Source organism: Streptomyces sp. NPDC058295, from assembly GCF_042880655.1.
In the GTDB taxonomy this organism is placed as follows: domain Bacteria; phylum Actinomycetota; class Actinomycetes; order Streptomycetales; family Streptomycetaceae; genus Streptomyces; species Streptomyces coriariae.
On sequence record NZ_JBHVYO010000027.1, the window covers coordinates 31,049 to 43,100 of the forward strand.

General features: G+C 66.7%; 16 protein-coding genes and 1 pseudogene. 8 read left to right on the forward strand and 9 right to left on the reverse strand.

Features of this window, described 5'->3' with window-relative positions:
- Positions 1–217: 217 nt before the first annotated feature.
- Entirely contained in the window at positions 218–1,534 is a 1,317-nt protein-coding gene (locus ACFVYS_RS26830) for an XRE family transcriptional regulator (protein WP_389505974.1), read from the forward strand.
- 188 nt (positions 1,535–1,722) lie between these two features.
- Positions 1,723–2,508, forward strand: coding sequence for a class I SAM-dependent methyltransferase (locus tag ACFVYS_RS26835; protein WP_389505976.1), 786 nt, complete (start codon positions 1,723–1,725; stop codon positions 2,506–2,508).
- A 50-nt stretch (positions 2,509–2,558) separates the two neighbouring features.
- Here the strand turns inward: ACFVYS_RS26835 and ACFVYS_RS26840 are convergent, their stop codons facing one another.
- The 3 genes from ACFVYS_RS26840 to ACFVYS_RS26850 form a co-directional block, all read right to left on the reverse strand.
- On the reverse strand, positions 2,559–3,290 hold the full coding sequence (locus ACFVYS_RS26840; RefSeq protein WP_389505978.1) for a prepilin peptidase: 732 nt from the start codon (positions 3,288–3,290) through the stop codon (positions 2,559–2,561).
- Positions 3,291–3,433: 143 nt separating this feature from the next.
- On the reverse strand, positions 3,434–3,817 hold the full coding sequence (locus tag ACFVYS_RS26845; RefSeq protein WP_389505980.1) for a toxin Doc: 384 nt from the start codon (positions 3,815–3,817) through the stop codon (positions 3,434–3,436).
- A 3-nt stretch (positions 3,818–3,820) separates the two neighbouring features.
- A complete protein-coding gene (locus tag ACFVYS_RS26850; protein WP_389505982.1) occupies positions 3,821–4,069 on the reverse strand; it encodes an antitoxin MazE7 in 249 nt (82 codons plus the stop codon).
- Positions 4,070–4,862: 793 nt separating this feature from the next.
- On the opposite strand from ACFVYS_RS26850, the gene ACFVYS_RS26855 reads away from it, so the two are divergent.
- Positions 4,863–6,044 carry a hypothetical protein gene (locus tag ACFVYS_RS26855; protein ID WP_389505984.1) on the forward strand — a complete coding sequence of 394 codons (1,182 nt, stop codon included), beginning with the start codon at positions 4,863–4,865 and terminating at the stop codon, positions 6,042–6,044.
- A 19-nt stretch (positions 6,045–6,063) separates the two neighbouring features.
- Here ACFVYS_RS26855 and ACFVYS_RS26860 read toward each other — a convergent pair whose 3' ends face one another.
- Positions 6,064–6,636, reverse strand: coding sequence for a transposase (locus ACFVYS_RS26860; RefSeq protein ID WP_389506109.1), 573 nt, complete (start codon positions 6,634–6,636; stop codon positions 6,064–6,066).
- A gap of 157 nt (positions 6,637–6,793) precedes the next feature.
- Between ACFVYS_RS26860 and ACFVYS_RS26865 the strand changes: the two genes are divergently transcribed.
- Complete coding sequence (locus ACFVYS_RS26865; protein WP_389505986.1) at positions 6,794–7,543, forward strand: transposase family protein; 750 nt, start codon at positions 6,794–6,796, stop codon at positions 7,541–7,543.
- Positions 7,544–7,549: 6 nt separating this feature from the next.
- On the opposite strand, the gene ACFVYS_RS26870 is transcribed toward ACFVYS_RS26865, so the two are convergent.
- Both ACFVYS_RS26870 and ACFVYS_RS26875 read right to left on the reverse strand, forming a co-directional pair.
- Complete coding sequence (locus ACFVYS_RS26870; RefSeq protein ID WP_389506111.1) at positions 7,550–7,762, reverse strand: winged helix-turn-helix domain-containing protein; 213 nt, start codon at positions 7,760–7,762, stop codon at positions 7,550–7,552.
- 81 nt (positions 7,763–7,843) lie between these two features.
- Positions 7,844–8,020: pseudogene (locus tag ACFVYS_RS26875) on the reverse strand (helix-turn-helix domain-containing protein); the annotation flags it as partial.
- A 182-nt stretch (positions 8,021–8,202) separates the two neighbouring features.
- On the opposite strand from ACFVYS_RS26875, the gene ACFVYS_RS26880 reads away from it, so the two are divergent.
- Positions 8,203–8,601 (forward strand): hypothetical protein, encoded by a 399-nt coding sequence (locus tag ACFVYS_RS26880; protein ID WP_389505988.1) that lies wholly within the window; start codon positions 8,203–8,205, stop codon positions 8,599–8,601.
- 14 nt (positions 8,602–8,615) lie between these two features.
- On the opposite strand, the gene ACFVYS_RS26885 is transcribed toward ACFVYS_RS26880, so the two are convergent.
- Positions 8,616–9,737 carry an IS630 family transposase gene (locus tag ACFVYS_RS26885; protein ID WP_389505990.1) on the reverse strand — a complete coding sequence of 374 codons (1,122 nt, stop codon included), beginning with the start codon at positions 9,735–9,737 and terminating at the stop codon, positions 8,616–8,618.
- Positions 9,738–9,879: 142 nt separating this feature from the next.
- Here ACFVYS_RS26885 and ACFVYS_RS26890 point away from each other — a divergent pair, with 142 nt between their 5' ends.
- Together ACFVYS_RS26890 and ACFVYS_RS26895 are read left to right on the forward strand one after the other, a co-directional pair.
- The gene (locus tag ACFVYS_RS26890) at positions 9,880–10,152 is read left to right on the forward strand and encodes a hypothetical protein (protein WP_389505992.1); all 273 of its coding nucleotides are present in this window, start codon (positions 9,880–9,882) and stop codon (positions 10,150–10,152) included.
- A gap of 104 nt (positions 10,153–10,256) precedes the next feature.
- Complete coding sequence (locus tag ACFVYS_RS26895) at positions 10,257–10,598, forward strand: hypothetical protein (protein ID WP_389505994.1); 342 nt, start codon at positions 10,257–10,259, stop codon at positions 10,596–10,598.
- A 21-nt stretch (positions 10,599–10,619) separates the two neighbouring features.
- On the opposite strand, the gene ACFVYS_RS26900 is transcribed toward ACFVYS_RS26895, so the two are convergent.
- A complete protein-coding gene (locus ACFVYS_RS26900; RefSeq protein WP_389505996.1) occupies positions 10,620–11,162 on the reverse strand; it encodes a hypothetical protein in 543 nt (180 codons plus the stop codon).
- Between the two features lie 333 nt (positions 11,163–11,495).
- Between ACFVYS_RS26900 and ACFVYS_RS26905 the strand changes: the two genes are divergently transcribed.
- Positions 11,496–11,756: a hypothetical protein gene (locus ACFVYS_RS26905; protein WP_389505998.1), complete on the forward strand. Its 261-nt coding sequence runs from the start codon at positions 11,496–11,498 to the stop codon at positions 11,754–11,756.
- A gap of 14 nt (positions 11,757–11,770) precedes the next feature.
- Here ACFVYS_RS26905 and ACFVYS_RS26910 read toward each other — a convergent pair whose 3' ends face one another.
- Positions 11,771–11,959, reverse strand: coding sequence for a hypothetical protein (locus ACFVYS_RS26910; RefSeq protein WP_389506000.1), 189 nt, complete (start codon positions 11,957–11,959; stop codon positions 11,771–11,773).
- Positions 11,960–12,052 lie beyond the last annotated feature (93 nt).

Consider the following 12,052-nt stretch of genomic DNA (forward strand, 5'->3'; position numbering starts at 1 on the left):
AGCCCCCGTGATCTCCGTCGTTTCCTCCGCCGACGCCGTTGCACCGGCCGTTGCGATACCGGACTTGGACTGCTCCATGGGTTCCTCCTCAGGTGGGTGACACAACGAGAATGGGCTCAACTGTTCGACTCCGTCGACCAGTTGGAGGGGGTCCCGCAGGGGTCCCGCCTTCCGCGAACGGTCACCATCCCAGTGCACTGAGTGATTGACTGAAAGGGTGGAAGACACCACCCGTCACCCGCTCGCCGCGGCGCGCATCGCGCTCGGTATGACGATGGATGACCTCGTCCGCGGCATCCGCGCCGCAGCCGCCCGGCGCGGTCTGCGCTCAGGCGCGGACGTGGCCCGGATACGCAAATGGCAGCGCGGCGTCCGGCCCAACGAGGAATCCCAGATCTACATCGCCGAAGCCCTCGGCCAACCCGCGGACATCGTCCGCGCCGACGACTGGCCGAACTGGCTGCCCCTCAGCGCCGACGGCGTCGTCCCACTCGGCCCCCACAGCTTCGTGCCCGCCCTCAGAGAGGCCCTGCGAACAGTGATGGAACGCCGCACCTTCCTGACGATCTCCGGCGCCGCCCTGTCCGCGCTGGCCGCCGACTGGGCAACAGGCCCCGCCACCGCCCTCGCGCCGGACCGCGACGGCAGGCCAATCGGCGAGGACTTCGTCGAACTCCTGGAGAACACCGCCCAGAGCCTCGCCGACCTGCCCACCGAGGAACGCCAGCACACCCCCGCACTCCTGGACGCCTGCCTGTCCACCGTGACCGACCGGCTCGCACACGGCCGCTACACCCCCACCGTCGGACTGCGCCTGCACACCCTGGCCGCCTCCCTGTCCCAGACCATCGCCTGGCACCGCTTCGACCACGGCCGCCACACCCACGCCAGCCAGTACTGGATCGCCGGCCTGCACAACGCCCACGCCGCAGGCAACCACGACATGGGCGCCGGCCTCCTGAGCGACCTCGCCTACCAAGCCGCCTGGCGAGGCGACCACACCACCGCAACCCACATCCTCGAGCACGCCCTGACCCGCGCCGACAACCCGGCCGCACGCTGCCTGCTCCAACTGCGCCTCGCCCGCACCCTCGCCGCACAGGGCGAGAAAGGCGAACCGCGGGCTGTCCTGCGCGCGCTCTCCGCCGCCGAGCAGCACCTCAATGACGCCGGTGACGACCGGCCTGCCTGGTGCGCATGGGTATCCGAAGCCGACCTCGCCGTGGACTCCGGCCAGGCCCTCCTCGATCTCGGCGACACCGGCCGCGCCCACCAGCTCATCACCGAAGGCGAACGCCTGCTGCCCGCCGCCCGGGACAAAACCCGGGGCGTGTTCCTCGCCTACCGCGCCACCAGCTACCTCGACCAGAAGGAACCCGAACCCGCCGCTGCCGCCGCCACCCAGTCGCTGCTCCTGGCCCGCCGCATCGGCGCACCCCGCTGCGTCAGCGTCATCAACGACCTCCTCCCCCGCTTCCAGCCCTACGCCCACGCACAGGGCGTTCCGGAACTCCTCCAGCTTGCATCCGCCTAAGCCTTTGCCTTGAGACCAGGAACATCGCTCACGTCCGCGGATTGAAAGACCGTCGTTGACGGACGAGATGTCGTCGTACCTGCGTCTGCGGGGTCGCTCGGTCACGATCTTGCCCACGCAGTGGGCAGGACGCCGTCTTCGCATCTGCGGGCTGTCATCGGGCCTCTTCCCACCACATGGAGAACAGCATGAGCGAGTTCGCTGACACCGCCCCCTACTACGCCACCTACCGCCCCGGCATCCCCGAGGCTGCCGTCCACCTGCTCAGCCAGACGGTAGCCAGCAAGCAGCACGCGGTCCTCCTCGACCTCGGATCGGGAACAGGACAAGTGCCCGCCGCCCTACACACCGCCTTCGCCGAGATCGACGTTGTCGAACGAGACCCCGGCATGCTCGGGGAAGCCGACAAGGCGCTGGCCGGACTGCCCGCCACAACGGTTCGCCTGCACAACAACCCGGCCGAGGACTTCACCCCGCCCTACGCCCACTGGGCAGCAGACACGGTCACCATCTGCCGAGCCTTCCACTGGATGGACCAGCCGGCCGTGCTGTCGCTGCTGGAGGGCTGCACGGTCAAGGACGCCACTATCGCCGTCATGGGGGACGGCAGCCTCTGGACCGCCCGCTCGGCATGGACGGACGCCCTGCGGTCCCTGATCCAGGAATACACCGGCAGCGAACGCAGGGCGGGCAAGGACAAGACCTACGCGACCCATGACCGCCCCTACCGGGACATCCTGATCGAGTCCGCCTTCGCCGACGTCGAGGAACACACCATCCCCGTCGAACGGCCCTGGACCCCGCAGACGGTCATCGGCTACCTGTACTCGACGTCCTTCGCCGCCCGTCCCCTGTTCGGCAACCAACTGGAGGAGTTCCAGGAGCGCGCTCTCGCCCTGCTGACCGAACACGCCGACGCGGGCGTCCTGATCGAGCACGCGCGCTTCGACGTACTGCTCGCCCGCCGCCCCTGACATCTCCGGGCGAGGCCCTGGCGGGTCCCGCCCGCCTCGTCTCATGGGGATCAACGGGTGCAGGAGCCCAGGAGCACACCGGCGAACGCCCCGGCGAGAAGAAACGGGCCGAACGGGATCCTGGTTCTCCGGCTGACCCGGCCCGTGACGACGAGGACGATGCCGTACAGAGCGCCCAGCACGTACCCGGCGAAGGTCCCGACCACGACGATCGCCCAGCCGTACCAGCCCAGGACAGCGCCCAGGACGAGGGCGAGCTTGACGTCGCCGAACCCGAAGCCCTTGCTGAGCAGGAAGAGCACGAAGTAGCAGGCGCCCAGGATGAGGGAGCCGAGCAGCGCGGAGGTCCAGCTGCCGCCGGCACTGGGCAGCATCGCGGCAACGCCGAGCAGGACGAGCGCGCCCGCAGCGAGCGGCAAGGTGAGCACGTCCGGCAGCCGGTGCGCCGTGAAGTCGACGGCGGCGAGCAGCACGCCGGCCGGGACGAGCAGCAGCCAGACCACCAGTTCGGGGCGGGCAACAGTGGCGGCGGCAAGAAGAACGCACACCACGGCCGTGGCGAAGGCGACGGCGAGGGCGCTCGGCCCGAAAGTGTCCCCCGCGGCGCAGCGAGCACGCCCCAGCCAGCCGCCGCCCGTCCCGGTGAGGGGATGGCCGGCCGGGCATGCCGACCGCCAGGGTTCCTCGGGCGGAACAGAGAACCGGTACGCAGGACGGGGTATGAGCACGCCCGCGCCACCGCCCCACAGGGCGGCAGCCGTGATGATCAGTAACGTCTCCACCGGACGGAGCCTAGGGGCTCGCCGGTGCCGAGCCAGGACCGCGCTACCGAGAAGTCAACTGCGTCGCTCCCTGCCCTGCCCCACGGACGTGGCCACGCCGGGCCGCGGCGCGAGGCACCGGGCGTACGCAGGGCCGGTCAGGGTCAGGCCTGGCGCCAGGATCGCAGCCTCTCGGCGATGCTGTACGAGTCCAGCCGCAGCTCGCGGATGTCGTAGATCAGCTCCCGCCAGAGCTCGAACTTCGTGTCCACGCGGTCTCCGCAGGCCTCTAGGTAGGCGATGGCGACGCCGTATCCATAGACCTCGTTGCGGGCCGGAAGCGGGCGCAGCAGCACGCACTCTTCCAGCATGACGGCAGCCCGCCAGAAGGCGTCGGGACCGTGCTGGTCATGCCGGGGCGGGTCAACCCGGTGGCGCTGAGCCATGCCGACAAGCACAGAGAAGTCGTTGACGGTCAGGTCGTCCCGGAGGATCTCTTCCTGGCGCTCGAGGAACCACCGGTAGTCGACGTACACGACGGGAGGCACAGGTCAGGCCGCCCGGCGGTTGCGGTGTGCGACAGACGGCAGCCCGCCGAACTCGGCATCGAAGGCGTCCATGACGCCGGGCTCGCTGATCACGCGGCGGAAAGCGGCAGTCGCCGTCTGCAAGGCCCGCTCTTGCTCCTTCTCTCCAGCCAGCTTCGCGAGGTAGGCCTTCACGGACAGACCTTCGGCAGCGGCGAGGCCCTGCAGCGTGTCCCTGGTGTTCGTATCGACCTTCACAGTGGTTTCAGCCATACCCGGAGTATCCCGCACGGTATACGCGCCGCGCTACCCACCCGCTTGCGAGCGCTACGCATCGCTTGCCCGCTGACCTCGTGGAGACCGTACGCACGCGGGATCACGCTGTTCCCGCCCCCGCGAGGATGGTCCCGTCGACCAGCAGGCAGGGGAAACGGACTGCGGGCCCCCGCAGGCGTCATAGGCGATTTGCTGGATTCGATGAATGTGCTGAGCGACCGAGGCCTGTCGCGCGAACATTGCAGGTGAAGAAGTGTGCTCTCTGCGCAAGCAGGGACGGTCCGACACCGCCCGCGCCCGAACGAGCCGCGAAGACACACTCCCCGCGGCGGGCAGGGATGGCCTCGTCCCATTCGCTCACTACAAGCGGTTCGACAACTGCTTCCCGCACCACGGAGTGCTCACCGCAGGAAGCGGGTGTCGCGGGCCCTGAGCAGAGGGCGGGGGGTGTTCTGACACCCAGACAGCCGCATCATACGGCGTAGCTCTGATTGCGCCCGCCAAATTTCCCGTCAAGTCTAATCATATGGAGAACGGGCCTGAGGTGACTGTCGAGCCTCCCGATAGTCGCGGGTTGCGTGCGGTTAGCATCGGTGGGAGACCGGTAGGCAGCGCCTGGTCGCTGAAGGGCCTGCGGCGGACTCTTCAGCACCTCGATTACCCGAACGACACGGATCTAGAAAAAGCAAAATTCATACGTTGGTGCGGGGGCGACGGCAAAACGTGGCCAGACCATACCGTCAGAAGGCGCCTCACAATCGCGCTTATGGTGGCGGGACTACTTGGATCTATGACCCTGCTCGTCGTCATCGGAATGCCGGACATGCTGGAAGGCCTGACTTTTGCGGGCCGAGTCACCGGATTCTTATTCGTGTTCGCTGGGGTGGTTCAAGGTGCGGCCGCGCCGGCTGTACTCGATCACTGGGGAAAGCGACGCGTGAGGTATTCAGGCGCCACAGTGCTGCTCGGAACGCTTATAGCCCTGGCTGCCGAAAGTCTTTTTATGCTCCTCTGGCTCCAGGAAAGGGAGTACACACCCTATCTGCTGGCATATTTCCCACTCTGGCTCTGGTCATTGTGGGCCCTCTGGCTACTTATTCTCGAAAAGACATGGATGGGAATACCGCATCCCAAAAGTTTCGCTGCCGGTATCACTACTACGGCCATCATAGCCAGCGCAAATCTGGCCTATTCCAGCATGTACCAACCCGCTTCCCAGCCACTATTGATCAGCCTGGAGGCGAAATTCGGCGAACCAACCGTGGACCCTCGGACCTCATTTATAGAAGTTCCCTTGACCCTGCGCGCGCGAAACAAGGGTAAGGTTCCGGCCTACATCATCAATGATGACTACTCTGTGTGGGGTCATGTAGTTGAGCTTTCGGACAACAGTAGCGGACTGAAAGATACGAAAAAGGCGATGGAGGAAGAAACAGATAGCGCAAGGTACGCAAGACTACCAGACTATAAAACCATAACCGCAGGTCGCTTCGTTGCGCCCGGGAGCACGCTTGATCCGGGCGCCGAGTACACCGCAGAGCGACTGATCCATATCCCCAGAGAGGCGAATTACAACTCTCTGGAGATCTATTTCTCGCTAGGTCTGATGAGGAAAGACAAGGGCAGAATCAATGATTGGGAATTTCCATACCCGCACCGCTCATGGGATAAACGAGAGGGGCGCTTCTACTGCCCTCCCCGAGACTGTGAGGAGAGTCTCATTTATCACAGTAAGGTGCGCCACAATAACAACATAGTCAACGTGACGCGTCGCCCCAGGTATGTAACCACATGGTGGTCGGTCACACCCGAGGATTCCACTACTGATTCATCTATATCCTCCTTTCACTTCCAGAGGAGAAAAGAGGCCGACGAAGAAGAGCGCGAGCGGGAAATGGACAGATACGGCTTCAGACTTTTCTACGCTGAAGCAATGACGCCTTTTGCTGCCTTGACCCAAAAGCGTAACTAGAGATCTTCAATGGCTGAGGTTACGGCGGTTGGAAGTCGAGGCCGGTCTTGGCGATGAGGCCGTCGATGAGGCTGGGTCGGTACTGCATCCGTTTGAGCCGGTTCTTCACCAGCGCGGTGAGCTGGTCGAGGCTGTGTTTGGTGAGGTTGGCCAGGGACCGTTTCAGGTGTGACCAGACGCCCTCGACCGGGTTGAACTCGGGTGCGTACGCCGGCAGTTGGTAGACAGTCAGCCATAATCGGGCGTCTATCAGCTGCCGCATGGTGTGGCTGACGTGCGTGTTCAGATTGTCCCAGACCAGGACGATCGGGCCGCCGAGCTGCTGGTGTGCGGCGTCGAGCAGGCGGGCGTAGTCGGTCTCGTTGAAGCCCTTGCGTCGGCCTTTGGCGGGGCCGCGGTCGAGGTGGATGCGGTAGATCAGCCGGGACCGGTGGCCGGACTTGGTACAGATCAGTGCGGCCATGGAGACACGTCTGGTGCCCGCGGCGGTGACCCGCACGACGGGTGTGTGGCCTCGGCGGCCCCAGGTACGGCCTTTGGGCGGCCTCAGCCCCTGGCCGGCTTCGTCCTCGAAGCAGAGCCAGGCGCCCAGGTCCGCCGCCGTCTTTTATGACAGGCCACTGAGCGTTTTCAGTGCGGCCACTGATCGAGTGACGGGGGCGGTGTGAGGTCGGGATGCGCAACGGACAGGGCTCCCGTGCCGTTGAGGGAGGTGTTCGACGTCTCAACTCCGCAGCACAGGAGCCCTGTTGGTTCCATATCCTGCCGCACTCGACCTGCCTCACGCCTTGGTCGAGTGGGTCACGATGCTCATCGTCACCCGTGAGGGTGACCGGCGGTGCAAACTCCCGCCGCACCGCCGTGCGCTGGTCGCACTCGTGTACCTGCGTCGCCATGACACCCTCGCCCGTATCGCCAGAGCCTTCGGGATATCCGTCGGCACCGCCCACGCCTACGTCACCGCGGTCACCGGTCTGCTCGCCGAGCAGGCGCCGGGCCTGTTGAAGACGCTGCGCGTGCACGACCCGGACTTCGTCCTCCTGGACGGCACGCTCGCCGAGTGCGACCGCGTCGGCGACGGCAGGGCCGACTACTCCTCGAAACACAAGCGGCACGGGGTGAACGTGCAGGTCGTCACGGACCCGGCCGGTGAGATTCTGTGGCTGTCGCCGGAGTTGCCGGGCCGGACCCACGATCTGACGGCCGCCCGCACCCACAAGATCCTCCGGATCTGCGCGCGCCAGGGTGTCCCCATCCTCGCCGACATGGCCTACATCGGTGCGGGCGACTGCGTCACCACCGCCAAGCGCCGTCCGCCTAACGGCGAACTCACCCTGACCGAGCGGACGGAGAACCGGGCCCTGTCCGTGGCCCGGGCACCTGTCGAACGAGGCATGGCACGGCTGAAGTCCTGGCAGATCTTCCGCAGATCCCGCATCAGTCCCAACCGCATAAGCGTCATCACCAAGGCCGTCCTCACCCTGGAGAAGCAACGCTGAAAACGCTCACTGCTCGTCCTTCCAGGCGGCGATCTTCGCCTCGTCGCGCTCGGTCGCCTTGCGGGAGGGGACCTGGACGCTCCAGCCGATGCGGTGCAGCAGCAGGTCCATCCCGGCCAGGGTGTACTCGACGCCGAACCGGCGGCGCACGACCTCGGCGATCCTCGCCAGAGTCCAGCACTGGTCGCTCCAGCCAGCAGCGGCAGGACCGGCGTCCAATACCACTTCCAGAACACGCAGTTGACCCGCATCGAGCTTGCAGCGGGCACCGCCAGGACCCTTGGAGACCAGTGCCTGCCGACCGTCCGCAGCCAACGCACGCCGCCACCGGTTCGCCGACATCCGAGTCACCCTGAACCGCCGGGCCACCTCCCGGTCACTGGCCCCCGCCTCGATCAGATCAGCGGCCGCCAACCGGACCCGCTCACGCCGCACCCGCTCCTCAGCGGTCAGCCCTCCGCCATCGGGATACCTCATCCCTCCGGCATAGCGCAGCCCACGACAACCGTCACGACCCCACGTAACCCGCACCCTTAAAGATCTCTAGTGCTCTGTCCGTGAAGGTTCGCCGGTTTGGGAGAGGGTGGATGGCGTGCGATGACGTCTGACGACAGGGAGCCTAGGATCTTGAGCCCGGGCACGGATGTCGGAGGGCGACGATGGAAGAACCGCGGATACGCCTCGGCAGCGCTGATGTGTGGCTGGAACTGGCTCGGACCGATGGCGACAGCTGGCAGGTCACTGCAGATTGGTGCTCGTGGCTGACAGCTGACTTCACCGCGGATCTCAGCGCTGCGGAGGTCGTGGACTTCGCGGCCCGCATGCTCTCTCACCTGCGCGCGCCGTCGAGTGGACGCTTCTCGGCGGCGGTGACTCCTGGCCGGAACAATCCGCTGAGGTTGAAGGCGGAGCCCGTCGGGGACGGTTTTGCCTTCTTCGTGCGCCTGACTCCCAACGGCGACGACGGCGTGTGTCATCTGCAGATGGAGATCGATCCGATCGCCACGTTGGAACTTCGTGAAGCATTCAGTGCGCTGCACGCGGCGCTGGTGGTCTGACCCAGAACATCTGGTCAGGCCGCCATCGTGAGAGGGCGTCCGCCCCAGCGGATGCCCTTCTCGCATCGGATGCGGGCGCGTTCCTTGCGTTCGGCGGCCAGAATGTCGCGGTGGCGGGCGTTGGCGTTGCGCCACCGCAGGTAGGCGTGCAGTGCCCGGGTCTGCACGGTGTGGTTGGGATGGTTCGAGTTGGCAATGGTGAACTGCCTGAGTGGTCCGAAATGGGCCTCGATCGGGTTCGCCCATGAGGCGTAGGTCGGGGTGAAGCACAACTCGACCTTGTTCTTCCGCGCCCAGCGGCGGATGTCGGCGCCCTTGTGGGCGGACAGATTGTCCATGATCACGTAGATCGGGGCGCCGTCCGGGCGGGCGGCGCGGATCGACTTCAGTGCGGCCAGCGTGTTCCCGGCGCCTTTCCTGCGGCAGTTGACACCCCACAAGCTGTCGTCACCGACCGAGTAGCAGCCGTGGAAATATCGGACTCCGTGGGTGCGGTGGTAGGTGGCCGGCAGCCGGTCGGGGTGTCCTTGTTCGGCCCAGCCCGAGCCCGCGGTGGGCCGGATCCCGAGCGGCCCGAACTCGTCGAAGGCGAAAACCCGGTCCGAGAAGCGGTCCAGCACCTCCTCGATGCGGTCCAGCTTGGTGTCGCGCTCGGGGTCCGGGGACTCCTTCCACGTCTTGGTGCGCTGGAAGGTGATGCCACGGCGGGCGAGCAGGCACCGTAACGCCTCGCGACCAATACGGATCACCCGGCCGTGCACTTTGCGCAGGTAGGCGACGAGTTTCCGCAGCGACCAGCGGGTGAAGGGCTGGCCGAGCTTGACCGGGCGGGTAGCGGCCGTCGCGGTGACGAAATCCTCGTCGTCACCGCTGAGTTGGCGGGGACGGCCTCCCGCCCACTGAGGGTCCAGGCAGGCCAGACCGATCTCGTTGAACCTGTGGATCACGTCCCGGACGGTGTCCTCATCGGCCTGCACCAGCTGCGCGATCACCGGGACCCGGTTCCCGCCGGCCGAGGCCAGCAGCATCATCGCCCGCCGGTAACGCACCGTGCTGGCACTGCCCCGGCGCACGATCTGCTGCAGCTTCTGCCCCTCCTGGTCGGTCAGTCTGCGCACACGGACGGGCTCGGCCACCGCGCCTCCAACGATCGGATCGGACGTCACCGCCCATCCAACCGCCACGACCACCAACCCGGCGAACCAACGCGGTCACAGCACTAGCTGCGGTAGCGGCCCACTCGTATGCATGAGTGCCTTTCGGTGAGCGATGTTCCACGTGGGCCAGGAGATCGGCTTCAACGCCGACTCCGTCAACCGCTCCGACGCGGCAACCGCAAGCACCGGTCCCAGGGGCATCACCGACAGGATCGACACCGCCGTCCGGCCACGCTGGCAGCGACGCAAGGAGGCCGCCACCGCCACCGGCATCACCATCGAAACCCGCGCTCAGTTCGGCTACAGCGCCCCCGCCAGCACCGGACGACGGACGTTTCCACCGCCTCACCGTCTACGTGCTTGGGCCGCTGCCCTGTCTGTTCGTCTCCGCTGACCGACAGCGCTGTTGCTTTGGTGGGGCCGGTCAGGGTCCGCGTCTTACGAGATTTTTGGGTTGGCGTCACGGCGCGCCTTGCTCATGTCTCTCATGATTTGACGTTGTGCTGGCTGAACGTAGATCTCGAAGCAGGCGTCATCAATGAGGGCGGCGGCATCGGCTATCTCGTCGGGCGCGAACTCAACCCCCTGGTGGATGCTCCAGTTTCCCAGCAGTCGCGCCTCATCCAGCTCGGTGACCAGGTCCGGCGCTACGCCTCTGATCTACAAGCCGGTGATCTTCTGCTTCAGGTTAGGCCCCTGCGCTCCCTTATCGGCGCAGAGCTCCTCCACTGTGGCCCGTACATCACGGCAGTGGCATCGAAGGCGACGTACACCTTGCACTTTCCGGTACACCAGCCGGAAGGATTGCCTTTCTGTTGGGAAGTTGCTGTGGCGCCATAGACTATGCATACATGCAGGTGCTCACACTGCGCACGAAGTTTTGCCGTCCGATGCCGGAGGCGGGCTCGGGATGGAGTGAGAGGCGTTCGCCGCCGTCTGCCTGACCGGCAGCTCCAAGATGTTCGTGCCCAAGGAGAAGCTGGCCGCCACCGGACTGGTGCTGCTGTTCGCCGGCGCGCGGGCCACGCGCCTCCGCCGTGGCGAGAGAGCGACGAAGTACGGACCTGCTCGGCAAGCCCCGGCCGGCGGCGACTTCAACTGATCCGCCAGGCCGACGAACAGCCGCAGCGCTGCCATCTGCGACGGCGCCAGCTCGACTAGTTGCTGTCCCGGCCCCGGCGCGCAAGGGGTGGGAGCCGGCAGGACGCCGGCGTAGGCGAGCAGGTCGTGCCCGGCTGCCGTCAGGCGCACCGCCCAGCGCACCGGCCGGCCCTCCCACGCCGACAGCTCCGCACGCGTCTCCCGTCCGGCTGTCTCCACCAGCCCCTCCTCCGCCAGAAGCCGCGCACTGCGCTGCGTCGACGGCGCCGCGACGTCCAACACCCAGCCGTGCTCGGCTTCCACCTCACACGCCCACACCGCTCTGAGGGCCTCGAGCGCCCTGTCTGCCTGCACCCCGCCACCCCCATACCTGAAATCGGCCACCCGGCCGTACGTCCGACAAGAGGCTGCCGTATCAACTGAAGGCGCTGGGGAACGAGCTACCCCCCGCAGGCGCGGGGACGACCGGGCGGTCGGGGCTGACGCTGTACCTCCGTACGCACTGCGCACCTGGCCATCGACCCCATCGACCTTGCGGACGTCATCACCGTCCCGCTCACACCCACCCACCAGCCGCCCGCCCCGGCCACCTACCGCACCCCCGCCGCCGCGCTCCTGGAGCACGCCCACCACCGCATGCAGACCGCCGGATGGTGTGCGGGAGCCCTCACCGACGACGGCGGCGCCGTCTGCCTCATCGGCGCCATCGGTGCTGAAGTCGGCGCCGACCGCGACCGCGACCTCGCCGACGACGCCTCAGCGATCCTCCTGGACGCGGTCCAGCGGAAGTTCCACGACGAATCCGTGCCCGCCTTCAACGACCGGCAGCGATGCGGCGCCGTCCCGGCCCGGATGCTGCTCGAAGCGGCCGGCCTCGCCAATGCCCGCGGCCGGTAGACCGGCCGCCAGGGTCAGCCGTCCAGCTCGATGACGAGCCGCCCATAGTCGTCGACCCGCGCCGGATACACGTACCCGCCGACCACCGCGCGGTTCACCCACACCTCGACATCCGCGTCGACATCGATGACCAGCACCCCGTCATCATCCGTGAACGCCTGCCACGTCACGCCGTCGCGGTCGATCACCGCATCGAACTCCACCGCCCATGTGACACCCCTCCGTCAACTTCCCCAGCGTGACGTACGACCCCCGCGCCGTGCCAGAGCCCGCCCAACCTTGGACGCTCCGGCTCT